The sequence below is a fragment of the Ruegeria sp. BC2 genome (assembly GCF_056539245.1).
In genome coordinates, this window is record NZ_JBQFUQ010000001.1 from 1,683,646 (window position 1) to 1,703,985 (window position 20,340).

Consider the following 20,340-nt stretch of genomic DNA (forward strand, 5'->3'; position numbering starts at 1 on the left):
GGCCATTCCCGTGCGTTACATGATGACCTACGACCTGATGGAAACCATGCGCAACACCAACCAATGGCTTGGTGCAACCGCAAGCGCGATGGCATCCTACCCCCAGTTTTCCATGATCCCCAACCCGGCATTCAACTGGATGGCCGCGTGGGGCGAAGTAACCGAACGCACGTTTCAACGCATGGTCGTGAAACCCGATTGGGGTATCCGAACGTTTACCTGCGAAGACGGCAAAGATCATCTGGTGGATGTCACCTCCGTGCTTGAACGCCCGTTTGGCGATCTGGTCCACTTTCGCGTGAATGGCCGCAAAGAGCAACCGCGCAAGGTGCTGTTGGTTGCGCCGATGTCCGGACACTACGCCACCCTGCTGCGCTCGACCGTCAAGAGCCTGCTGGTCAATTGCGAAGTCTATGTGACCGATTGGCATAACGCTCGCGACATCCCCGTGTCCGAAGGCAAGTTCGATGTCGAGGACTACACCCTGTACCTTGTCGATTTCATGAAGGAGCTGGGGCCGGACACGCATGTCGTCGCTGTCTGCCAGCCCGCGCCCCTGACCCTTGCGGCGACGGCGTACCTTGCCGAAACCGACCCCAAGGCGCAGCCCAGCACGCTGACGCTGATCGGTGGCCCGGTTGACCCTGACGCAACCCCGACCGAAGTCACCGATTTCGGCCGCCGGGTGACCATGGGCCAGCTTGAGGAAACGATGATCCAGCGGGTGGGCTTCAAATACAAGGGCGTGGGACGCATGGTTTATCCCGGGCTTCTTCAATTGGCATCCTTCATGTCGATGAATGCCGAGCGCCATGGCAAGGCGTTCTCCGACCAGATCCAGCGCGTCATGCGGGGTGAGGCGTCGGATCATGACGCCCACAACCGTTTCTACGATGAATATCTGGCCGTGATGGACATGACGGCAGAGTTCTACCTCTCGACGGTCGAGCGGGTTTTCAAGAACCGTGAGATCGCCCGGAATGAGTTCATCGTGGCTGGCCACAAAGTCGACATCGGCAAAATCACGGATGTGGCGGTCAAGACGGTCGAAGGCGCCAATGACGACATCTCGGCCCCCGGTCAGTGTATCGCGGCGCTGGACTTGTGCACCGGCCTGCCCGACAGCAAGAAGGCCAGCCATGTCGAACCCGGCGCGGGCCATTACGGTATCTTCGCCGGACGCAGTTGGCGTGACAATATCCGCCCGCTGGTCATAGACTTCATGAACGAAAACAGCCGCAAACCGCGCCGCCGCGCGGCCAACAGCAACAAGGTTGCTTGATGTCCGCAGACCCGGCGCCTGCCCTTCCGTTCGCCTGCAACTGCGGTGAGATTAGCGGCGAGATCACGGCCAAAGGGGTGTCCAGTGGCACCCATGTCGTCTGTTTCTGCCCAGATTGCCGCGCCGGACAGCTGTATTTCGGTCAACCTGACCCCGCACCGGGACCGGTAGACATTTTTCAGATGTCGCCCGAATATATCCGCATCACCAAAGGCGCCGAGTACCTGGCCGTGATGCGGCTGGGACCCAAAGGTCTGTTCCGATGGTACGCCAAATGCTGCAACGCGCCTTTGGCGACCACCACCAGCAGCATGAAATTCCCCTTTGCCGGATTTGATGTCGCCAGGTTTTCCGATCCATCCCCTCTGGGGCCTGTGAAGACCCGCGCCCATGTCCCGCAGGCGAATGGCAAATGGAAGCACGAAAATGTGGCTCCTGCTGTTCTCGGCATGATCCGCAGAGTCATTGCGGCGCGCCTTTCCGGTCGTTGGAAGCAGACGCCGTTCTTCGACGTCGTAACCGGCGATTCGGTCGTGGCTCCGCATGTCATCAGCCTTGAAGAACGCAAGGCGCTGTACGACTAGAAAGCCCGCACGGGTATGTTCAACCAATCGGACAGCGCGTCGGTGGTTTCACTCGGCGCTTCAAGCGTTGGTAGATGCCCCGCCATGTCCACCACATGCAAGGCTGCACCGGGGATCAACTCGGCCATGAAACTGTGTTTTCTGACCGGCGTTAAAGTGTCGTGTGCCCCGCACAGAACCAAGGTCGGCATCTTTATTCGCCGCAAGGTGCCCTGCTGATCCGGACGGCGCTGCAGAGCGCGCATTTGGCGCACGAACAGTTCCGGCCCTAGCTCCAGCGCCATTTCCAGCATGTCGTTCAATATCGGGATCCGCTGCGGCCCGGGGGCCAGCGTGTCCGAGCCCAGAACCTTGCGCATGACATCCTCAAGACGGCCAGCCTGCGCCGCAACGATCAACTCTTCGCGGTCAGCGGCGATCTGGGGGGTATCGGCCTGCGCATCCGTCGCCATGAGGCAAAGGCGGGTCACGCGTTCCGGGGCCCGGCGCACCAGTTCCAGCGCGACAATGCCCCCCATGCTCAGACCAGCCAACGCAAAGCGGTGCGGCAACTGGTCCAAAAGCGCCGAGGCAATCTCTTCGATCCGATCACCGCCGCCGATCGGCGCGACCATCACCGGCCGGGTCTGAGACAGCCGGGTTGTCTGCGGCTGAAACAGCCGTGCATCGCACATCAATCCTGGCAACAAGACCAGCGGCTCGATCACGCAGGGCCTCCTTGTACTGGCCGATCGGCTCGGCCGTTTTGTTGATCAGGATGAGAGTTTCGGCGCAGACGGGCAAGAAAAACTTTAGGGATAGCGGATTGCGCGAAATTCGGGAAAGTCCGCATAGCGCCGCCGGCGTTCGCTCAGAGTCTCATCCGGATCGGCACCGGCCCTGAGCAGACTGCCACGGGGCCCAATGTAGCTGTCGATCCGGCGCAGCGGGGTGGGCCGCCACACCAGATTGAAGGCGCAGAGTTTGGGAAAGAACCAGATCTCGGAATAATCCAGATGATCGTGCATCCACCAGGCCAGATCGCGCCAGTCTCTGCCTTGTGCGTAACGGTCGGCAAACCATGGGATCACGATCGAGGCTCCGGCAATTCGCGCCTCGCCTGTGCCGCGGTCCCAGATGTGGCATTCAAGTGGATGATCGTTGCGGGCGCAGTTCAACTTGTTCTCGTTTCCAAACCGGTTCAGCGAGGGCGACCGGTATCCAGACCGGACGGCAACACGCCCGAATGTTTCCTCCAACGGGTCCAGAAGGGTTTCGCAAAATGCACGGCCGGTTTCGATGGCCAGATCCGGGTTGTCCGGCAGGTTCTGTTTTTCGTGGAAGTTCCCGATCTCGGAATATAGGAAATCGCGCATGAAGAAATGGCGCGACAGACGCACGCGGCCCAAGGTCTCGAGGCTCCACATGCTGCCCGGTCTGCGCATATTCAGTACCCGTTCCAGCGAAAGGCCCCATCCGGCGCGAGGGCCGAGTACGGGTTGAACGCAACTTCCCAGATCGTACCATCCGGTGCCCGAAAGTACCCATGGTGCCCGCCCCAGAACACGTCTGAGGCTGGTTTCAGGATTTTGGCCCCCGCTGCCTCGGCAGCTTGCAACAGTTCGGCGACACCCTCCTTGGATCGGCAATTGTGGCTGAGCGTCATCGCGCCGCGACCCAGGGTTTCAACGCCAACCCCGATTTCTTCGGCCAGCGCGGTCAATGGGTACAGACCCAGCGTCTGGCCGATCAGGTCAAAAACGATCACCCCGTCCGGGCTGTCGGTGCGGCGCCAGCCCAGCGCCTCGTAAAAGCGGGCTGCGGCTTCGGGATCTTCGGCCCCGATCGTGATCAGGCTGACGCGTTGCTCCATCACTCTGCCCCCAAATCGTTCAGCCATTGCAGAATACCCGCCACCGTCGCATCGGTCTGCCCCGGCGACATCAGCCGTCCGGCAATGACGTGCGATTGCGGGTCGTCACCTGGCCCCATGGTTACGGTCTGAACGGTCGCAGGTGCCCCCCAGTCTTCTGCAACTTTGTGCGTCAGGTCGGGCCGAACCACCTGATCATCATCCGAGAACCAGAACAGAGCCGGCACCACTGCGCCTGAAAAATCGAGCGCGTAGACGGTATCGACCAGAACTGACATCGGAACCACCGACTCCCACGGATAAGAGGACGACCAGTACAGGTTCTTTTCCGGATCAGGGCCCGACACGTCGCGGGTTTCGCCCATCAGCAACGGCAGCCAGCTGCGCGCCCAAGGCAGTGATGGTATCCAGGATCCGGCCGCCTGCACCCCGAAATTGGGCGAGATGAACACCATCCCTACCACGTCCTTGCTCAGTTCGGGGTCCAAAGCCGCAGCTGCCGCCAGGGTTCCCCCGGTTGAGGTCGAGATCACAATAACCTTGTCGCCCACGGCGCGGGCGGCGGCCAGGCCTTCGGCCATGTCCCGCATCCAGCCCGAGGCCGTCCCTTCGGCCATTGCCAGCCCGTCGCGCCCGTGCCCCTGCAGGCGCGTATAGACCAGATTGGCCTCGAGCGCGTCGGCGATCCTGTCGGGCACCGGGCGGATTTCCTCGGACGAGGCCGAGAACCCGTGCACATAAAGCACAGAATAGGGTGTGCGCCGTTCCTTGAATCCGTCCCGCCAGATCACCCGCTTTTCGACACCCGGCACGATATCGTCATAGGCGGACTCGATGCTTTCGAAATAGACCTGAATCCCCTCGCCGAACTTGCGCGGATCGAACTGCGGGTGCAGATCCACCTCTTCGCGCGGGCCCAACCAGTAGATCAGCCCGCCGACCACCACCAACGCCAGCAAGGCCCGCCCGAGAAACCGCCCCAGCCGCCGCATCAGTTGCCCCCCATCACGTCGCGAACCGCATCTTCGATCAGCCCCAGGCACGGACCGTCAGAAAACCGGTGATCCGCATCCTTGACCAGCAACAGCCGCATGTCCGGACCGCTGGCATGGTCGAGCAGCCGTACCGCCGTCTCGGTGGAAACCGCCGTATCCGCCGTGCCTTGCAGGAACCGTACCGGGAACGGCAGGTTCAACGGCGACCGCAACACCAGCCGCGTCCGTCCATCCTCGATCATCCGCTTGGTGATGATGTAAGGCTCCATGTAGTCCGAGGGCAGTTCAACATGCCCGACCGTCTCCAGCGCCTGTTTCTGTTCGTCGCTGAACGAGGACCAATAGCCGTCCTCGGTGAAATCCGGCGCCGCAGCGATGGTGACCATCCCCGCGATCCGCTCGGGCATGGCCCGCGCAAGCAGCAATGCCTGCCAGCCGCCCATAGACGAACCAACCACGATCAGCGGCCCCTCGGTCAGCGCGGAAACCGCCGCAACCGTATCCTCGTGCCAATCCCCGATGCAGCCCTCCTCGAACCGGCCGGAACTTTCCCCATGCCCGGAATAGTCGAACCGCAGATAAGCCTGCCCACGCGCCCGCGTCCAGTCCTCAAGATGCACCGCCTTGGTGCCCTCCATGTCCGACTTGAGACCACCCAGAAAAACGACCGTAGGCCCTGCCCCTTCGCTCTTGTGATAGGCCAGCCGCCGCCCCTGCGGCGTGTCTAGAAATGTCGTCGCTGCCATGAAACCCTCACTTGCTTTTCCAGCATCATGCACGCACCGCGCCCAAGTGCAATTCCCGCCCCTCCGTCATCTGGCGGCAGATATCCCGCGGCACACTTGAAGCAGAGCCCTCTGCCCGCCAACGCTTGACACAGCCACCACCACCTGCCAAACGGACCCGACACCATAACCCGCAACCGGGCGTTCAGTGGGCGCCAAACCGACGAGGAGAGCCAGACCATGGCCCTGGATTCAAAATCCGTCTCTCTTACCTTCCCCGATGGCAATTCCCGATCCTACGCGGCGGGCGTCACGCCGGCCGAGGTCGCTGCCGACATCTCCACCTCGCTGGCGAAAAAGGCCATCTCGGCCACCGTCAACGGCCAGCATTGGGACCTGCAGTGGCCCATCGAACAGGATGCCGAAATCGCTCTCCATACGATGAAGGACGAGGCCCAGGCCAACGAGCTGATCCGCCACGACTTCGCCCACGTGATGGCCCGCGCGGTGCAGGAAATCTGGCCCGACACCAAGGTCACCATCGGCCCGGTCATCGAAAACGGCTGGTATTACGACTTCGACCGCGCAGAACCCTTCACGCCCGAAGATCTCGGCCTCATCGAGAAAAAGATGAAAGAGATCATCAACAAGCGCGATCCCGTCACCACCGAGATCTGGGACCGCGAGCGTGCCATCGCGTTCTACAAGGCCAACAACGAGCCCTACAAGGTCGAACTGATCGAGGCGATTCCGGGTGACGAGCCGGTGCGCATGTATTGGCACGGCCATTGGCAGGATCTCTGCCGCGGCCCGCACCTGCAGCATACCGGCCAACTACCCGGCGACGCGTTCAAGCTGATGTCCATCGCCGGCGCCTACTGGCGTGGCGACAGCAACCGCCCGATGCTGCAGCGTATCTATGGCGTTGCCTTCACCGGCAAGGAAAAGCTCAAGGCGCACCTGCACATGCTGGAAGAGGCCGCCAAGCGCGACCACCGCAAGCTGGGCCGCGAGATGGACCTGTTCCACATGCAGGAAGAGGCCCCGGGCCAGATCTTCTGGCACCCCAACGGCTGGACCATCTACACCCAGCTTCAGGACTATATGCGGCGTGCCCAGCACCGCGGCGGCTATGTCGAGGTCAACACCCCTCAGGTGGTCGACCGCAAGCTGTGGGAACGCTCGGGCCACTGGGACAAGTACCAGGAAAACATGTTCATCGTCGAAGTCGACGAGGAACACGCCCGCGAAAAGGCTGTGAACGCGCTCAAACCGATGAACTGCCCCTGCCACGTGGAAATCTTCAAGCAGGGCCTGAAATCCTACCGCGACCTGCCGCTGCGCATGGCCGAATTCGGATCCTGCGCGCGCTACGAACCCTCGGGCGCGCTGCATGGCATCATGCGGGTCCGCGGCTTTGCTCAGGACGACGCGCATATTTTCTCGACCGAGGACCAGATCGGCGATGAATGTGCCCGCTTCATCGGGTTTCTGACCGATGTCTACAAGGATCTGGGTTTTGACAGTTTCAAGGTCAAATTCTCGGATCGCCCCGAACAGCGCGCCGGCTCGGATGAGGTCTGGGACAAGGCCGAAGAAGCCCTGCTGACCGCCACCCGCGCTGCGGGGGTCGAGCCGGAACTGAACCCCGGCGAAGGTGCTTTCTATGGGCCGAAGCTGGAATTCGTCCTGACCGACGCAATCGGGCGTGACTGGCAATGCGGCACATTCCAGGTGGATTTCGTCCTGCCCGAACGGCTGGACGCCACCTATATCGGCGCCGATGGGGCCAAACACCGTCCGGTGATGCTGCACCGCGCCTGCCTGGGGTCGTTCGAACGGTTCATCGGCATCCTGATCGAAGAACACGCCGGCAAACTGCCGTTCTGGCTGGCGCCGCGCCAGGTCGTCGTGGCCTCGATAACCTCCGAGGCCGATGACTATGTTCTGGAAGTGGTCGAAACGCTCAAGGCTGCCGGTGTCCGGGCCGAGGCCGACATCCGCAACGAGAAGATCAACTACAAGGTCCGCGAACATTCCGTCGGCAAGGTGCCGGTGATCCTGGCCGTCGGCCACCGCGAGGTCGAAGAGCGCACAGTCAGCGTCCGCCGCCTGGGCGAGAAGCAGACCCAGGTCCAGCCGCTTGACGCTGTAACAAAAGAGCTGGCGCACGCGGCAACGCCCCCCGATCTTCTGTAACAATCGGCACAGTCTTGCCGCCAATCCGGCCCCCAGCACGGGGCCGGATTGAAACATTTCTGGATTTCCTAATTTATTACAGTGTGTTAACTTGCAAGGGGCATTAACGCTCCCTGACACAGCCGTGAGACACGGGCTCGTGAATTCAACAGAGCAGTGTCAGCCGTTACCTTTGTCACTGTCACAAGCAGACATACGCAATCACGAAAAGGATTACCTGAGATGTCGAACACCGCCAAAACCCTCGTAATCGCAAGCGCCGTTGCCGCAGCCGTTGCGGGCTCTGCAACCACCGCCGCCGCTCAGGCCAAAGAAAAATGCTATGGCGTATCGCTGGCAGGCCAGAACGACTGCGCCGCCGGACCGGGCACCACATGTGCCGGCACCTCGACCGTGGATTACCAAGGCAACGCCTGGACGTTGGTCGATGCGGGCACCTGCGCCGACATCGAGCTGCCCAAATCCGCGGACGGAACGCCCCGCAAAGGCTCGCTCGAGCCGCTGGAACGCGATCTGCCGGCATAAGGCACGGGAAGGAATGTCAGGGGCGGGCTAAACCAAACAGCCCGCCCTGTTTCTTGCTGAGAAGGATCACGCGATGTTGGATGACGCCCGCAGAATGCAACGGCTGCCCGCCGCGCCCGGGGTCGGCTACAAGCCGCAGCACTATGCCGAGATCCTTGACCAGCCCGGCCCGGTCGGCTGGCTGGAAATTCACGCCGAAAACTACATGGGCGACGGCGGCCGACCGCTGGCGCAGCTACGCCACCTGTCCGAACGGTTTCCCATTTCCGTGCACGGCGTGGGCCTGTCCATCGGTGGCGAAGGCCCGCTGGACGCCGAGCACCTGGCCCGCCTGAAGCATCTTGTGGGCTGGCTGAACCCGGCCAGCTTTTCGGAGCATCTGGCATGGTCCACCCATGACAGCCAGTTCCTGAACGATCTGCTGCCCCTGCCCTATACCGACGCCACACTGGCCCGCATCTGCGATCATATCGACCAGGTACAGCAGACGGTGGGCCGGCAGATGTTGCTGGAAAATCCCTCCAGCTATCTCGCTTTTACCGAAAGCACGTGGTCCGAACCCGACTTCTTGCGCGAGGTTGCGCGCCGGACCGGATGTGGCCTGCTGTTGGACGTCAACAACGTCTTCGTCTCGGCCACCAATCTGAATTACAGCCCGCAGGCCTATATCGACACCTACCCTCTGGACAAGGTTGGCGAGATCCACCTTGGCGGCCATGACGAGGATCAGGACGATCACGGCCAACCCCTGCTGATCGACAGCCACGGCCGCGCCGTCGTCGATCCGGTCTGGGCGTTGCTGGATTATGTGCTCGACCAGTCGGGCCCCAAACCCGTGCTGATCGAATGGGACAATGACGTGCCCGACTGGCCCACCCTGCGCGCCGAGGCAGAACGCGCGCAATCCGCGCTGGACCGGATCCCGGCATGAGCGTCTCACAATCAGAATTCCGGGCGGCCCTGCTGGATCCGACGGCTCCCGTGCCCGAGGGGTTGCTGGACGATCAGGCCCGCCCCGCCGGACGCCGCTTCAGCGTCTACCGCAACAACGTGGCCGTGTCGCTGACCGAGGCCATGCACCAGGCATTTCCGGTCATAACCAAGCTGCTGGGTCCGCAGAATATGGACGGTCTGGCCGGGATCTATCTGCGTCAGCACCCGCCTAGCTCTCCGCTGATGATGTTCTATGGCGAGAACTTCCCCGAATTCCTCGCCGACACCGAGCAACTGGCGCATCTTGGCTATCTGCCCGACGTGGCACGGCTGGAGTTGGCATTGCGCCGGTCCTACCACGCCGCCGACAGCCAACCGATCGCGCCCGACGCGCTGGCCGCCCTGCCGCCCGAAGACCTGATGCAGGCCCGGCTGGGCTTTGCCCCGGCCATGCAGTTGATCCGATCCGACTGGCCCATCCACTCCATCTGGCGGTTCAACACCGAAGACGGCGCGCCAAAGCCTCAGCCCGGTGCGCAGGACGTGCTGATCACGCGCCCCGAATTCGACCCGTCGCCACACCTGCTGCCGCCCGGCGGGGTCGACTGGATCACCGCCATTCAGGCCGGCCAGACCATTGGTCAGGCCTTCGAGGCAACCACCGCCCGGACTCCCGCGTTCGACCTGGGAACCACCCTGGCACTGCTGTTGCAGGGCAGTGCAATTACTTCAATGACTATCGAAAGGCCGGAAACATGACTGCCCTGATCTCTATGCATAATTCCGCACTTGGAAAGCTGGACCACGCCTCGAACTGGCTGACACCGACCGTGGCGCGGCTGACTTTCATAGCGGTTCTTCTGGTCTATTACTGGAACTCGGCCATGACCAAGCTGGGCAGCGGCTTTTTCGGGTTCCTGTTCCCCTCGGATGGGGCCTATGTCCAGATCTTCCCCAAGGCCATGGAGGCCGTCGGCTACGACAGCTCGCAGCTAGGGTTCTTTACCTGGCCCGTTGCCGTCGCCGGAACCTGGGCCGAGTTCGTCCTGCCTGCGTTGCTGCTGGTGGGACTGCTGACCCGCCTTGCCGCCCTGGGCATGATCGGGTTCGTCTGGGTCCAGACCTTCACCGATGTCACCGGGCACGGGGTCAAACTGGGTGGTCTGTTCGACAACACCATCACTCTGATGGATCAGCGGGTCATGTGGACCTTCCTGTTCGTGGTGATCGTGATCAACGGCGCGGGCCCACTCTCGCTCGACCGGGTCCTGCGCCTGAAATGATCTAGAAATGCGCTTTGGGTTCGTCCGGCTTGCCCGCGGCGATCCCAAGCAGCCCGGCGACGCCGGCGAAGGCAATCGGGAACATGGTGAACACGCCAAAGCCAAAGGCATAGTACATCCCCGCAGCGGAAATCAGCAGAAGCACTCCCGCCACCAGCGCACGCGCATGCGCCATGGCCCCCCCGGCAATCGCCAGCAACGGCGCCAAAAGCGATGCTGTCTTGATAAGCTGGGGGTTTTCCACCTGCTCTGCCAGCCCCTCGATCTCGCCGTAACGATCCACAAGCTCGACAAACCCGTACCCAAAAAAACCGACGATCATTCCGACCAGACCGGCAATGACACCCAATATCATGGCTGCGTTTCGCATGAAGTATTCCTGATTGTTGCGCCGGTTCAGATAGTCACCCGATCAAGCAATGCCAAGGGCTGTGCGGGTTTGCGGGGTCCAGCCCAGGAACAAGTGACCGTCGCGTTCGATCAGCGGACGCTTCATCAGGGCAGGATGATCCGCCAGCAGTTCCAGCGGTGGTCGCGAGCGTTGATCGTCGTCCAATCCACGCCAGGTTGTCGAGCGGGTGTTGAGCAAGGCTTCGCCGAACTGGTCAAACGCTTTGGCCAGCACCTCCGAAGGAACACCCGCACCTCGGACATCAATGAATTCGGCATCAGGCAGTGATTTCAATGCCTTACGGCAGGTATCGCAGGTCTTCAGGCCAAAAAGGCGCATGATGTATCTACTCCGGTCGTTGCAGCAATTTCGGGCAAAACGAATAGGTTAACCCAGTATTCCTTGATTTTTTACTTCACCGTGCAATGTTGAAAAAGGCGAAACACACAATTTACGCCGTCTCGTTCGTTCGGAACTGCGTGGGTTTGTGGTCGCTTTGACTATGCCCTGCCGATTTGCTGGGTGACGCGCAAGGAGAAGGAGACACGGGAAATGCCAACCGGCACCGTGAAGTGGTTCAATACGACCAAAGGCTATGGTTTTATTGCCCCCGATGAAGGGGGTAAGGATGTGTTTGTGCATATCTCGGCCGTAGAACGATCCGGCCTGACCGGACTCGCCGACAATCAGAAAGTCTCGTACGAGTTGCAGGACGGACGTGACGGCCGCCAAATGGCGGCTGATTTGAAGCCATTGTAAAAGGGCCCGCCAACTGGCGGGTGCGACGAAACAAGGTCAACGGCCAATTGACAGGCCGTTGTCCACCCTCTTCCCGGATAGTCTAACCTCGCGTCGGGTCGGCCTCGTTGCGGTTTGTCCAGTTATCGCCCATGGCCACAATGCAGGACGTCCCGGTCGCATAGGTTACGACAAGGGTCCAGTCACCGCGACGGCTGGTCCACACCTCCATGATCTGCTCGGGTCCCCGAACACCGGAGGCGGTCTGCTGCGCCCCGAATTGGTGGCGCAGTTTGTCATGCATCCGCGCCGTGGGCTCACAGATCACCTCAGCGATTGGCGACTTTGCGTAGGCCGGCTGGCCCAGCAACAAAGCGATCGCCGCAGTTCTAAACATCAAGCTGAACGTCATGCCCAAAGTGTAACAGGATCATGACAATCCGAACAGGTGGCGATCAGCCTTCGCGGATCACCGCTTCGAACTCGCGCCATTCGCGCGCGGTCATGCCCGAGTTTTCCTGCGTCACCTGCTCGCCCTTCAGCATCCGACGCAGCGCTTCGACCATCTGTGCCGACAGGTTGACCGCACCCAGGCGATAGTCTTCGAACGCCTTGTACGCGAACGGTACCCAGTCGGCCACGATCTTGCACATGGTTTCGGCATAGACGCGGATCTCGTATTGCGCATGCGGATCTGCCCGCAGGCGCAGGAAGTGGAACAGATTGTGCAGGTCCACCTTCCAATACCACTGCGTGTAGATGTTTGCCGGCAGGTTCATCCGCGCCAGTTCGCGCGCCAGACCCTGCTGGCCATCCTGGCCGATCATCGCTTCGTAATTGTCGTAGCAGCGGGCGCTGTCGGCCTTGAGAATGTCCAGCACGCGCGCAGCCTCTTCGCCCTGCAGCGCCTCGCCCCGCCCCTGATTGTTGATCGCTGATTGCGCAGCCAATTGATCCGGCGCGGGAATGTAGAATTCCCGATCAAGGATCGAATAGCGAGCAGAGTATTCGTTGACGTTGGCCGTCCGGTGGCGGATCCACTGGCGGGCCACGAAGACCGGCAGTTTCACGTGCAGTTTCACTTCGCACATCTCGAACGGGGTCGAGTGCCAGTGGCGCATCAGATAGCGGATCAACCCCTCGTCATTCTGTACGGACTTCGTACCTTTGCCATAGGACACGCGGGCCGCCTGGCAGATCGCAGCATCATCGCCCATATAGTCGATGACCCGAACGAATCCGTGGTCCAGAACAGGATGCGCAGTGTAGAGGTGCTGTTCCATACCCGGAGCCACAACACGGCGGGTCGACTGCGTTTGTGCGCGTTGCTCTTCGATCTCGGCCAGTTGTTCGGCGGACAGCGGCATGGACATACCTCGTTTTTGAAATGAGTCGCCGACCACTATATATCGGCAACATCAGCACTGAAACCGCCATATGTGTGCTGCGTCGCGCATTTTTCGGTTTCTCTGCGACCGCCCCCTCGACACGCCCCTGCAGCGCGCTAAGCTGCACACAATCATCAACACCGAAAGGATCGCCGAGATGGGGCTGAGATACCTCCACACCATGGTGCGCGTGAAGGATTTGGAAAAATCCATGGCCTTCTACAAGCTGCTGGGACTCCAGGAAACCCGCCGTTACGACAGCGAGGAAGGGCGGTTTTCGCTGATCTTCATGGCCCCTCCGGGTCAGGAGGACAGGCCGATCGAGCTGACATGGAACTGGGATGGCGATGAGGGTTTGCCAAGCGACAGCCGCCATTTCGGCCACCTAGCCTATGGGGTCGACAACATTTACGAGACCTGTCAGCACCTTGCCGACAATGGCGTCGTCATCAACCGCCCTCCCCGCGATGGGCGTATGGCGTTCGTGCGCTCGCCTGACAACATTTCGGTTGAACTGCTGCAGAATGGCGATGCCTTGCCCCCGGCCGAACCTTGGGCCAGCATGGAAAGCACCGGCCACTGGTGATCCACTGGCTGACAGGATTGGGGCTGGCCGTTCTGGCCAGCTCTGCTGAGGCCCAAAACTGCCGGCTGGCCTTGGCGCTTGCTTTGGACATATCCGTTTCGGTCGACGCCAAAGAAGACGCCCTGCAGCGGCAGGGCCTGGCTTCAGCCCTGATCGCTCCTGAAGTCCGGAAAGCGTTCTTTTCCTCGCCGCTGCCCGTAGCCCTGACGGTTTATGAGTGGAGCGGTCGCGACGCCCAGTACATCGTCCTTCCCTGGCGCCTGATCGAGACCGAGGCTGATCTGCTTGTTGCGGCGACACAGGTGAGCGAGTCCCAAAGATCTGACAGCGGCTCGGCCACTGCCATGGGATATGCCCTGGCTTTCGGGGCCTCTCTGATGGAGCAGGCTCCGCAATGCCTGTTTCAAACGATTGACCTGTCCGGGGACGGCTCGAACAATGACGGCTACGGCCCGCAGATCGCCTATCGCCACTTTCCCTTCGACCGCATAACCGTGAATGGGTTGGTCATAAATGCGGCGGATTTCGAAGGGGAGCTGTTCCTCATCCCGTTTTTTGAGAACAACGTCTTGCATGGGCCAAACGCCTTTTTGGAAATCGCGCAAGGGTTCGAAGACTTTGAGCGCGCCATGCGACGCAAGCTGGAACGGGAATTGACCAGCCTTCAGGTCGGCGCGTTGGGGCGCAGCGCAAAATGATTACCCGTGCCCTGGCTCTGTGTTGTTTGGCCTTGGGCAGCCCGGCCGCTGCTCAATGCCGGCAAGCCCTGGCGCTTGGGTTGGATGTTTCAGGCTCAGTCGACAGCAACGAATACCGACTTCAATTGGACGGCTTGGCCGCTGCATTGCAACGACCGGAGGTGGAACGGCTGATCCTGTCGAATCCCGAAGCCCCCGTTCGGATCGCCGTTTTCGAATGGAGCGAAGCAGGTTTCCAGCGGCTGTTGGTCGGCTGGACCGATATTCGGTCCCCGACCGATTTGTCCGGGATTGCGCGACGTCTGCAATCCACGCGTCGGTCATCGGCACCCCAGGGCACAGCGGTGGGGTCTGCCATGCAGTACGGGGCAGATTTGTTGGATGCCCAAGCCGATTGCTGGAAGCGAACGCTGGACCTCTCAGGAGATGGCAAGCACAATGTCGGCCTCCATCCCAGAGAAGCTAAAGCCCAACTGCAGGCAACCGGCATCACGATCAATGGGCTCGTGATCGGAGCCGATGATCCCAGCACCGGGGACAAGCGGTATGTGCAAATCGGAGAGTTGTCGGCCTATTACAACGCTTGGGTCATTCTGGGGCCCGGAGCCTTCGTCGAAACCGCTTTGGGATTTGAAGCCTACGAAGACGCGATGACGCGCAAGCTGATCAGAGAGCTGGATTCGCTGACCCTGTCCCAAGTTTTGCCATTGAACGGCGGTAGTCAGTAGATGTACCGGATCTGATCCGTCCAATACCGTTCAACCCGGCGCAAAGCGCTGGTAATCTCTTCGATCCCTTCGGTGCCAAGGACACCTTTGGCCTGTAGCCCTTCGGCGTGCCGCGAGAAGAGATCGGCCACGATGTCACGGATTTCCCGCCCCCGAGGTGTCAGACGCACCCGCACCGAACGTCGGTCAATCTCGCATCTCTGGTGATGCATGAACCCCATCTCGACCAGTTTCTTGAGGTTGTAACTGACATTGCTGCCTTGATAATAGCCGCGGCTTTTGAGTTCACCGGCAGTCACCTCGTGGTCACCGATGTTGAACAACAGCAGCGCCTGCACCGCGTTGATTTCCAGTACGCCGACCCGCTCGAACTCGTCCTTGATGACGTCCAGAAGCAACCGATGCAGACGTTCAACCAAGGCCAGCGCCTCAAGATAGCTGGACATGAACCCCTTGGTTCCGGGTGCGGAGACCTGCAATTCCAAACTCATCCGATCCTCCGATTCAATCGCGCCGTTCAGGAAACTTTGACGCGAAATCCCGAAGAATCTGTTAAGTCTGTTTTGCCATTATTTTTGAAATACTTGCGAGATATCGAAGATCATGCTCGCGTAGTGTTCAGGGGCGGCGACCTGCCCGGTTACCCATTGGTAGAGGTCCTGATCGTTTTCGTGCAACAAAGCTTCGTACAGGTCCAATTCGGTCGCAGACATCCGCTCAAGCCGCTGGTCGGCATAGGCAGACAGAATTATGTCCATTTCCTTGATGCCGCGCCGCATCGACCGCATCTTCAGCCGCTTGATCCGGATGTCGTTCATTCGCCTTTCTCCAGCTTCAGCCGCAGCGTTTTCTCGACCCGCGCAAGGCGCTCGGAACTGGCGCGCATCTCACCTCGGATGGCGCGCAACTCCGCGACCAGCGGTGCCAGCTCCATATCCGCGGCTTCCGCGATATCCGGAGCATCCATGCCCTCGCCTTCACCGGTTAGCAGCCACATGATCGACACGTTCAACATACCTGCCATCATCGACAGCTTGTTGGCGCGCGGTTCTGACAGGTCATTCTCCCAGGCCACCACAGTGGACTTCTTGACACCCAGCCGACGGGCCAGTTGGGTCTGGGTCATGCCGGCGGCTTCGCGTGCGCCTGCAACCCGGTCTCCGAATGTCGCGGCCTCGGGTCCGAACCAGTCGGTTTCGTCGCTCATCAAACTCTCCAGTTCTTCAAAAGCATATCGCTTGATCGTGTATCGGCGGCACCCTATGACAGTCCTGAGCAACATACAAACCGGGGCCCGCCATGAGCTTTCTGTCTGCGACACTGTCGCGCGTCAAACCTTCGCCGACCATTGCCATGACGGCCAAAGCCGCAGAGTTGAAGGCCGCCGGACGGGACGTCATCGGCCTCAGCGCAGGTGAGCCCGATTTCGACACGCCGCAGAACATCAAGGACGCAGCCGTTGCCGCAATCGCCGCCGGTAAAACGAAATACACCGCGCCTGACGGCATTCCCGAGCTGAAACAGGCCGCTTGCGCCAAGATGAAACGTGACCACGGGCTGGACTACACGCCCGCACAGATCTCGGTCGGAACAGGTGGCAAGCAGACGCTGTACAATGCGCTGATGGCGACGATGAATCCGGGCGACGAAGTTATCATTCCCGCCCCCTACTGGGTCAGCTATCCGGACATGGTGCTGCTTGCGGGCGGTTCGCCTGTCGTGGTTGAGACCACACTGGAAAACAGCTTTAAGCTGACCCCAGACCAGTTGGAAGCCGCAATCACGCCAAACACCAAATGGTTCATCTTCAACTCGCCGTCGAACCCGACAGGAGCCGGGTACAGCCGCGCCGAGCTCAAGGCTCTGACCGATGTTCTGATGCAGCATCCTCATGTCTGGATCATGTCGGACGACATGTATGAACACCTGGCCTATGACGGCTTCGAGTTCTGCACGCCAGCCGAAGTCGAACCCGGGCTGTATGATCGCACACTCACGTGCAACGGTGTCTCCAAGGCCTATGCCATGACTGGTTGGCGTATCGGCTATGCCGCAGGCCCCGTCGAGCTGATCGCGGCCATGCGCAAGATCCAGTCGCAATCCACGTCGAACCCGTGCTCGATCAGCCAGTGGGCCGCGGTCGAGGCCTTGAACGGCACCCAAGTCTTCCTTGCCCCGAACAATGAAACCTTCAAACGCCGGCGCGATCTTGTGGTTGGGATGCTGAACCAGATTGACGGCATCACCTGCCCCACTCCCGAGGGCGCATTCTACGTCTATCCGTCCATCGCCGGGTTGATCGGCAAGACCTCACCGGCCGGTACGGTCATCGACACGGACGAGGCCTTCGCGACCGCCCTATTGGAGGAAGCAGACGTGGCCGTAGTGTTTGGAGCGGCGTTCGGCCTCAGCCCCAATTTCCGCGTCAGCTACGCGACATCGGACGAAGCCTTGACCGAGGCCTGCACCCGCATCCAGCGGTTTTGCGCGTCCCTGAGCTAAGACCGAGGTTCGTCATGTCCGCAGCACTGCCCGAATATTACTTTCGCGTCCGCGAGAACGGCGCGGTCGTGTTCAAGATCGACACGGAGAACCGGCAGCGCCGGATCGAAATGGACCAGATCGCGGTGATCAACATCCGCAACGGCGAGGTCAAGCCGCATGGTCAGGGTACCCTGACCGAAGCCGACAAAACCGAAATCAACCGTTGGATGGACGAACGCAAAGCCCTGCTTGCGCGGCGCGACGTCGACGACATCCACCGCACGATCGATCACCTGAACCTGACCACGCAATGGGCACAGTCCAAGGCGACCGATACACAGCTGGAAGACATCACGGACCGGTTGCTTCTGGCGATGCACGACTTGCGCACGGTACTGGTGCGTAAGAAGGCCGACCGGCTGGACAAGGGTTGAGCCTGCCGGTTGTCGCTATGCGGCGGGCGCACCAACCACGCGGACGGATCGCAGCCAGAACCGGCCCATCAGCATGACCGCCGCGCAGGCAAGGCCTAGAACAAGGCCAAGCCAGACTCCGATCCCGGCCATGCCTTGTACGAATCCAAAGTAGTAAGATGCGGGGATCCCCACGACCCAATAGCTGAGGCCTGCCATAACCATGGGCACCTTGGCGTCTTGCAACCCGCGCAACAGCCCCAGAGCGATTACCTGCGCGCCGTCCACCAGCTGGAACAAGGCCGCCATGGCCAGCAGGCCGGTCCCGATGGCCAGAATCTGGGGACGCTGCGGGTCGTCCGGTTCGACAAATACCGAGATGAGCGGCTCGGCGCAGGTCAGGAACAGGATGATTGTCAGCACGGACACCACAAGGGACATGCCCGTGACCGCAATTGCGCCTTTCTCAAGATGCGGTCGATCCTTGCGCCCCAGCGCGTTGCCGGCCCGGATCGTTGCTGCATTCGACAGGCCCAGATGCACCATGAATGTGGCCGAGGCCAGGTTCAGCGCAATCCCGTGCGCCGCCAGCGGCACCTGTCCGATCCAACCCATCATGAAGGCGGACATGGCGAACAGGGACACTTCGGCCAACAAGGTCAGACCGATGGGCACACCCAGCTTCAGGACGCTCAGCAACATTTCCCAATCCGGGCGCCAGAACCGCTGGAACAGGTTATGCTCCGGCAGGACTTTCACCGCGTAAATGATCACCGCCACCAGCGACACGGTCTGCGTGACCACCGACGCAATCGCGGCCCCCATCACGCCCAGTTCCGGCGCGCCCCAGTTGCCGAAGATCAGCGCATAATTCGTAAGCCCATTGACCACTGCCGCCGCAACGGTAATCCACAGCACGATCTGCGTGCGCTCCAACGCGGCCAGATAGGATTTTAGAACCATCACCACCAGCGCCGGGAACAGGCCCCAGCCCGCGACCCGCAGATACTCGGACGCGGTTTGCGCCACTTGCGGATCCTGATCCGTGGCGATCAGAATCGGGTAGGACCACCACAGCAGCGGCATGATCAGCATGCCATACAGCAGCGACAGCCACAGACCCATTCGGGTGCTGCGGCGAATGCTGGTTTCATCCTCCTCTGCGGCCGCGGTCGCGACCATCGGCATGACGGCTAGGCCAAATCCGCCTCCGAAAAGAAACAGAACAAAGTAAAAGCTGCTGGCCAGCGTCACCGCAGCCAGTGCCTCGACGCCATACCAGCCCAGCATGATCGTATCCGTCAGGCCAATGGCGAATTGCGCCAGATGACCACCGATCAACGGCAGCCCCAGCACAGCAATGGCCCGGAAATGGGCGGGATATGTCATGACCTTTCTCATCCCGCCAGCCATATGCGCGGCCCCGAGCCGGGGCAAGGGGAGATCTCTGAAATTTCACTTCGAGACCTCGATAACGCCCGTCGGGCCAATCAGGTGACGCGCGCCTCGGGATGGATCGCCGTACCAAGGATGTGATCCGACCGGTGGACCACATGATGTGCCTGCCCCACGATCAGAGGATCGGGCTGGCCCACGATGTCATGATCCTTGTCCGGATAATCCAGCGTCGACAGGAAATGCCGCATGCAGTTCAGCCGGGCGCGCTTTTTGTCGTTCGACTTGACGATGGTCCAGGGAGCGTCGGCGGTGTCGGTATAGAAGAACATCGCCTCTTTCGCCTCGGTATAGTCGTCCCATTTGTCCAAGCTGGCTTTGTCGATGGGCGACAGTTTCCATTGCTTCAGCGGGTCCGTCTCGCGGCTTTTGAAACGGCGCAGCTGCTCATCCCGCGTCACCGAGAACCAGTATTTATAAAGCTGGATTCCCGACCGAACCATCATGCGCTCCAACTCGGGCGTCTGGCGCATGAACTCGAGGTATTCGTTCGGGGTGCAGAACCCCATCACCCGCTCGACCCCGGCCCTGTTGTACCAGGACCGGTCATAGAACACCATTTCGCCGACAGTGGGCAATTCCTGGATATAGCGCTGGTAATACCATTGGCCCTTCTCCTCCCAGGTCGGTTTGTTCAGCGCCACCACCCGGGCCTGACGCGGGTTCAGATGCTCCATGAACCGCTTGATGGTGCCGCCCTTGCCGGCGGCGTCGCGACCCTCGAACAGCAGCACGAACTTCTGCCCGGTCTCCTGCGCCCACAATTGCACCTTCAACAATTCGGCCTGCAACTGGGCTTTCTGCTTTTCATAAGCCGCCCGCGACAGTTTCGAGCGATACGGATACTCCCCGCTTTCAAAGGCCTGCCGGATCTTTTCGCGAGTGGGCGCTTCGGTGTCCGCGTTCGGTTTGGCCATGACGGCCACGGGGGCTGCGTTCGTCTTTTTTTGGGTCACTGCGTCCATATGCTCTCTCCTGTGTCACTGTCCGCCGAAACGCCTAGCAAATTTGCATCTTTTCCGCGTTGATCCGTATCAAGTTGACTTCGGCGACGGCTCCGAAAACTCTGCAGGTGTGAACT

Annotated in this window: 27 protein-coding genes; 13 read left to right on the forward strand and 14 right to left on the reverse strand. The window is 60.8% G+C overall.

The genetic code is table 11. The features are described from left to right. Positions 1–10 precede the first annotated feature (10 nt). Together phaZ and ACR0CU_RS08340 are read left to right on the forward strand one after the other, a co-directional pair. Positions 11–1,282 (forward strand): polyhydroxyalkanoate depolymerase, encoded by a 1,272-nt coding sequence (gene phaZ / locus ACR0CU_RS08335; protein WP_170337826.1) that lies wholly within the window; start codon positions 11–13, stop codon positions 1,280–1,282. Beyond that, positions 1,282–1,866: a DUF6151 family protein gene (locus ACR0CU_RS08340; RefSeq protein ID WP_480642810.1), complete on the forward strand. Its 585-nt coding sequence runs from the start codon at positions 1,282–1,284 to the stop codon at positions 1,864–1,866. Before phaZ ends, ACR0CU_RS08340 begins: the two co-directional genes overlap by 1 nt. Here ACR0CU_RS08340 and ACR0CU_RS08345 read toward each other — a convergent pair. The 5 genes from ACR0CU_RS08345 to ACR0CU_RS08365 form a co-directional block, all read right to left on the reverse strand. Then, positions 1,863–2,573 carry an alpha/beta fold hydrolase gene (locus ACR0CU_RS08345; RefSeq protein ID WP_480642811.1) on the reverse strand — a complete coding sequence of 237 codons (711 nt, stop codon included), beginning with the start codon at positions 2,571–2,573 and terminating at the stop codon, positions 1,863–1,865. The two genes, ACR0CU_RS08340 and ACR0CU_RS08345, sit on opposite strands and share 4 nt — an antisense overlap. Before the next feature lie 84 nt (positions 2,574–2,657). After that, on the reverse strand, positions 2,658–3,272 hold the full coding sequence (locus ACR0CU_RS08350) for a hypothetical protein (RefSeq protein WP_480642978.1): 615 nt from the start codon (positions 3,270–3,272) through the stop codon (positions 2,658–2,660). A gap of 20 nt (positions 3,273–3,292) precedes the next feature. Next, the gene (locus ACR0CU_RS08355) at positions 3,293–3,718 is read right to left on the reverse strand and encodes a VOC family protein (RefSeq protein ID WP_170539436.1); all 426 of its coding nucleotides are present in this window, start codon (positions 3,716–3,718) and stop codon (positions 3,293–3,295) included. Then, a complete protein-coding gene (locus tag ACR0CU_RS08360; protein WP_480642813.1) occupies positions 3,718–4,710 on the reverse strand; it encodes an alpha/beta hydrolase in 993 nt (330 codons plus the stop codon). Before ACR0CU_RS08360 ends, ACR0CU_RS08355 begins: the two co-directional genes overlap by 1 nt. Beyond that, the gene (locus ACR0CU_RS08365) at positions 4,710–5,459 is read right to left on the reverse strand and encodes an alpha/beta fold hydrolase (protein WP_170446685.1); all 750 of its coding nucleotides are present in this window, start codon (positions 5,457–5,459) and stop codon (positions 4,710–4,712) included. Before ACR0CU_RS08365 ends, ACR0CU_RS08360 begins: the two co-directional genes overlap by 1 nt. A 219-nt stretch (positions 5,460–5,678) precedes the next feature. Between ACR0CU_RS08365 and thrS the strand changes: the two genes are divergently transcribed. The 5 genes from thrS (at position 5,679) to ACR0CU_RS08390 (ending at position 10,378) form a co-directional block, all read left to right on the forward strand. Beyond that, a complete protein-coding gene (thrS, locus tag ACR0CU_RS08370) occupies positions 5,679–7,637 on the forward strand; it encodes a threonine--tRNA ligase (RefSeq protein ID WP_093962560.1) in 1,959 nt (652 codons plus the stop codon). A 222-nt stretch (positions 7,638–7,859) separates the two neighbouring features. Next, on the forward strand, positions 7,860–8,162 hold the full coding sequence (locus tag ACR0CU_RS08375) for a BufA1 family periplasmic bufferin-type metallophore (protein ID WP_005982123.1): 303 nt from the start codon (positions 7,860–7,862) through the stop codon (positions 8,160–8,162). Between the two features lie 73 nt (positions 8,163–8,235). Beyond that, positions 8,236–9,093 (forward strand): MNIO family bufferin maturase, encoded by an 858-nt coding sequence (gene bufB / locus ACR0CU_RS08380; RefSeq protein WP_170446687.1) that lies wholly within the window; start codon positions 8,236–8,238, stop codon positions 9,091–9,093. After that, entirely contained in the window at positions 9,090–9,854 is a 765-nt protein-coding gene (locus tag ACR0CU_RS08385; RefSeq protein WP_170446689.1) for an HvfC/BufC N-terminal domain-containing protein, read from the forward strand. The genes bufB and ACR0CU_RS08385 overlap by 4 nt, the downstream gene beginning before the upstream one ends. Beyond that, positions 9,851–10,378, forward strand: coding sequence for a DoxX family membrane protein (locus ACR0CU_RS08390; RefSeq protein ID WP_170370759.1), 528 nt, complete (start codon positions 9,851–9,853; stop codon positions 10,376–10,378). Before ACR0CU_RS08385 ends, ACR0CU_RS08390 begins: the two co-directional genes overlap by 4 nt. 1 nt (position 10,379) lies before the next feature. Here ACR0CU_RS08390 and ACR0CU_RS08395 read toward each other — a convergent pair whose 3' ends face one another. Together ACR0CU_RS08395 and ACR0CU_RS08400 are read right to left on the reverse strand one after the other, a co-directional pair. After that, complete coding sequence (locus tag ACR0CU_RS08395) at positions 10,380–10,748, reverse strand: hypothetical protein (RefSeq protein WP_170358498.1); 369 nt, start codon at positions 10,746–10,748, stop codon at positions 10,380–10,382. A gap of 42 nt (positions 10,749–10,790) precedes the next feature. Then, positions 10,791–11,108: an ArsC/Spx/MgsR family protein gene (locus tag ACR0CU_RS08400; RefSeq protein WP_170338265.1), complete on the reverse strand. Its 318-nt coding sequence runs from the start codon at positions 11,106–11,108 to the stop codon at positions 10,791–10,793. A 213-nt stretch (positions 11,109–11,321) separates the two neighbouring features. Here ACR0CU_RS08400 and ACR0CU_RS08405 point away from each other — a divergent pair, with 213 nt between their 5' ends. After that, positions 11,322–11,528 carry a cold-shock protein gene (locus ACR0CU_RS08405; protein WP_008758035.1) on the forward strand — a complete coding sequence of 69 codons (207 nt, stop codon included), beginning with the start codon at positions 11,322–11,324 and terminating at the stop codon, positions 11,526–11,528. Between the two features lie 82 nt (positions 11,529–11,610). Here ACR0CU_RS08405 and ACR0CU_RS08410 read toward each other — a convergent pair whose 3' ends face one another. Then, positions 11,611–11,904 carry a hypothetical protein gene (locus tag ACR0CU_RS08410; RefSeq protein WP_170447089.1) on the reverse strand — a complete coding sequence of 98 codons (294 nt, stop codon included), beginning with the start codon at positions 11,902–11,904 and terminating at the stop codon, positions 11,611–11,613. 58 nt (positions 11,905–11,962) lie between these two features. After that, a complete protein-coding gene (gene thyX, locus ACR0CU_RS08415) occupies positions 11,963–12,874 on the reverse strand; it encodes an FAD-dependent thymidylate synthase (RefSeq protein ID WP_093962566.1) in 912 nt (303 codons plus the stop codon). Between the two features lie 178 nt (positions 12,875–13,052). Between thyX and ACR0CU_RS08420 the strand changes: the two genes are divergently transcribed. Genes ACR0CU_RS08420 through ACR0CU_RS08430 form a run of 3 tightly spaced genes read left to right on the forward strand, consistent with a single transcriptional unit; the run spans position 13,053 to position 14,907 of the window. After that, positions 13,053–13,481, forward strand: a complete 429-nt coding sequence (locus ACR0CU_RS08420; protein WP_170337804.1) for a VOC family protein — start codon at positions 13,053–13,055, stop codon at positions 13,479–13,481. Continuing rightward, positions 13,448–14,179 (forward strand): DUF1194 domain-containing protein, encoded by a 732-nt coding sequence (locus ACR0CU_RS08425; protein ID WP_254437558.1) that lies wholly within the window; start codon positions 13,448–13,450, stop codon positions 14,177–14,179. The genes ACR0CU_RS08420 and ACR0CU_RS08425 overlap by 34 nt, the downstream gene beginning before the upstream one ends. Continuing rightward, positions 14,176–14,907: a DUF1194 domain-containing protein gene (locus tag ACR0CU_RS08430; RefSeq protein ID WP_170446693.1), complete on the forward strand. Its 732-nt coding sequence runs from the start codon at positions 14,176–14,178 to the stop codon at positions 14,905–14,907. The genes ACR0CU_RS08425 and ACR0CU_RS08430 overlap by 4 nt, the downstream gene beginning before the upstream one ends. On the opposite strand, the gene ACR0CU_RS08435 is transcribed toward ACR0CU_RS08430, so the two are convergent. The 3 genes from ACR0CU_RS08435 to ACR0CU_RS08445 all read right to left on the reverse strand — a co-directional run bounded on the left by ACR0CU_RS08435 (position 14,901) and on the right by ACR0CU_RS08445 (position 16,114). Continuing rightward, a complete protein-coding gene (locus ACR0CU_RS08435; protein WP_093962569.1) occupies positions 14,901–15,398 on the reverse strand; it encodes a MarR family winged helix-turn-helix transcriptional regulator in 498 nt (165 codons plus the stop codon). The two genes, ACR0CU_RS08430 and ACR0CU_RS08435, sit on opposite strands and share 7 nt — an antisense overlap. A 78-nt stretch (positions 15,399–15,476) precedes the next feature. Next, a complete protein-coding gene (locus ACR0CU_RS08440; protein WP_170338258.1) occupies positions 15,477–15,725 on the reverse strand; it encodes a succinate dehydrogenase assembly factor 2 in 249 nt (82 codons plus the stop codon). Continuing rightward, positions 15,722–16,114, reverse strand: a complete 393-nt coding sequence (locus tag ACR0CU_RS08445; protein ID WP_170363091.1) for a helix-turn-helix domain-containing protein — start codon at positions 16,112–16,114, stop codon at positions 15,722–15,724. The genes ACR0CU_RS08440 and ACR0CU_RS08445 overlap by 4 nt, the downstream gene beginning before the upstream one ends. Positions 16,115–16,206: 92 nt before the next feature. On the opposite strand from ACR0CU_RS08445, the gene ACR0CU_RS08450 reads away from it, so the two are divergent. Continuing rightward, positions 16,207–17,409, forward strand: coding sequence for a pyridoxal phosphate-dependent aminotransferase (locus ACR0CU_RS08450; RefSeq protein ID WP_170338255.1), 1,203 nt, complete (start codon positions 16,207–16,209; stop codon positions 17,407–17,409). Between the two features lie 14 nt (positions 17,410–17,423). Further along, positions 17,424–17,825, forward strand: coding sequence for a hypothetical protein (locus tag ACR0CU_RS08455; protein WP_170446695.1), 402 nt, complete (start codon positions 17,424–17,426; stop codon positions 17,823–17,825). Positions 17,826–17,840: 15 nt separating this feature from the next. Here the strand turns inward: ACR0CU_RS08455 and ACR0CU_RS08460 are convergent, their stop codons facing one another. Together ACR0CU_RS08460 and ppk2 are read right to left on the reverse strand one after the other, a co-directional pair. After that, on the reverse strand, positions 17,841–19,193 hold the full coding sequence (locus ACR0CU_RS08460; RefSeq protein ID WP_170358487.1) for an MATE family efflux transporter: 1,353 nt from the start codon (positions 19,191–19,193) through the stop codon (positions 17,841–17,843). 101 nt (positions 19,194–19,294) lie between these two features. Next, positions 19,295–20,224: a polyphosphate kinase 2 gene (ppk2, locus tag ACR0CU_RS08465; protein ID WP_170363089.1), complete on the reverse strand. Its 930-nt coding sequence runs from the start codon at positions 20,222–20,224 to the stop codon at positions 19,295–19,297. Between the last annotated feature and the right edge of the window lie 116 nt (positions 20,225–20,340).

What these genes read in the sequence shown, in the direction of transcription:
- ACR0CU_RS08435 (WP_093962569.1), bottom strand. Translation starts at nt 15,398, where the DNA reads ATGAGTTTGGAATTGCAGGTCTCCGCACCCGGAACCAAGGGGTTCATG.
- ACR0CU_RS08405 (WP_008758035.1), top strand. Translation starts at nt 11,322, where the DNA reads ATGCCAACCGGCACCGTGAAGTGGTTCAATACGACCAAAGGCTATGGT.
- ACR0CU_RS08390 (WP_170370759.1), top strand. Translation starts at nt 9,851, where the DNA reads ATGACTGCCCTGATCTCTATGCATAATTCCGCACTTGGAAAGCTGGAC.
- ACR0CU_RS08385 (WP_170446689.1), top strand. Translation starts at nt 9,090, where the DNA reads ATGAGCGTCTCACAATCAGAATTCCGGGCGGCCCTGCTGGATCCGACG.
- ACR0CU_RS08455 (WP_170446695.1), top strand. Translation starts at nt 17,424, where the DNA reads ATGTCCGCAGCACTGCCCGAATATTACTTTCGCGTCCGCGAGAACGGC.
- ACR0CU_RS08400 (WP_170338265.1), bottom strand. Translation starts at nt 11,108, where the DNA reads ATGCGCCTTTTTGGCCTGAAGACCTGCGATACCTGCCGTAAGGCATTG.
- thrS (WP_093962560.1), top strand. Translation starts at nt 5,679, where the DNA reads ATGGCCCTGGATTCAAAATCCGTCTCTCTTACCTTCCCCGATGGCAAT.
- thyX (WP_093962566.1), bottom strand. Translation starts at nt 12,874, where the DNA reads ATGCCGCTGTCCGCCGAACAACTGGCCGAGATCGAAGAGCAACGCGCA.
- bufB (WP_170446687.1), top strand. Translation starts at nt 8,236, where the DNA reads ATGTTGGATGACGCCCGCAGAATGCAACGGCTGCCCGCCGCGCCCGGG.
- ACR0CU_RS08420 (WP_170337804.1), top strand. Translation starts at nt 13,053, where the DNA reads ATGGGGCTGAGATACCTCCACACCATGGTGCGCGTGAAGGATTTGGAA.
- ACR0CU_RS08355 (WP_170539436.1), bottom strand. Translation starts at nt 3,718, where the DNA reads ATGGAGCAACGCGTCAGCCTGATCACGATCGGGGCCGAAGATCCCGAA.
- ACR0CU_RS08395 (WP_170358498.1), bottom strand. Translation starts at nt 10,748, where the DNA reads ATGCGAAACGCAGCCATGATATTGGGTGTCATTGCCGGTCTGGTCGGA.
- ACR0CU_RS08375 (WP_005982123.1), top strand. Translation starts at nt 7,860, where the DNA reads ATGTCGAACACCGCCAAAACCCTCGTAATCGCAAGCGCCGTTGCCGCA.
- ppk2 (WP_170363089.1), bottom strand. Translation starts at nt 20,224, where the DNA reads ATGGACGCAGTGACCCAAAAAAAGACGAACGCAGCCCCCGTGGCCGTC.
- ACR0CU_RS08350 (WP_480642978.1), bottom strand. Translation starts at nt 3,272, where the DNA reads ATGTGGAGCCTCGAGACCTTGGGCCGCGTGCGTCTGTCGCGCCATTTC.
- ACR0CU_RS08445 (WP_170363091.1), bottom strand. Translation starts at nt 16,114, where the DNA reads ATGAGCGACGAAACCGACTGGTTCGGACCCGAGGCCGCGACATTCGGA.
- ACR0CU_RS08340 (WP_480642810.1), top strand. Translation starts at nt 1,282, where the DNA reads ATGTCCGCAGACCCGGCGCCTGCCCTTCCGTTCGCCTGCAACTGCGGT.
- ACR0CU_RS08430 (WP_170446693.1), top strand. Translation starts at nt 14,176, where the DNA reads ATGATTACCCGTGCCCTGGCTCTGTGTTGTTTGGCCTTGGGCAGCCCG.
- ACR0CU_RS08460 (WP_170358487.1), bottom strand. Translation starts at nt 19,193, where the DNA reads ATGACATATCCCGCCCATTTCCGGGCCATTGCTGTGCTGGGGCTGCCG.
- ACR0CU_RS08440 (WP_170338258.1), bottom strand. Translation starts at nt 15,725, where the DNA reads ATGAACGACATCCGGATCAAGCGGCTGAAGATGCGGTCGATGCGGCGC.
- ACR0CU_RS08410 (WP_170447089.1), bottom strand. Translation starts at nt 11,904, where the DNA reads ATGTTTAGAACTGCGGCGATCGCTTTGTTGCTGGGCCAGCCGGCCTAC.
- ACR0CU_RS08365 (WP_170446685.1), bottom strand. Translation starts at nt 5,459, where the DNA reads ATGGCAGCGACGACATTTCTAGACACGCCGCAGGGGCGGCGGCTGGCC.
- ACR0CU_RS08450 (WP_170338255.1), top strand. Translation starts at nt 16,207, where the DNA reads ATGAGCTTTCTGTCTGCGACACTGTCGCGCGTCAAACCTTCGCCGACC.
- ACR0CU_RS08360 (WP_480642813.1), bottom strand. Translation starts at nt 4,710, where the DNA reads ATGCGGCGGCTGGGGCGGTTTCTCGGGCGGGCCTTGCTGGCGTTGGTG.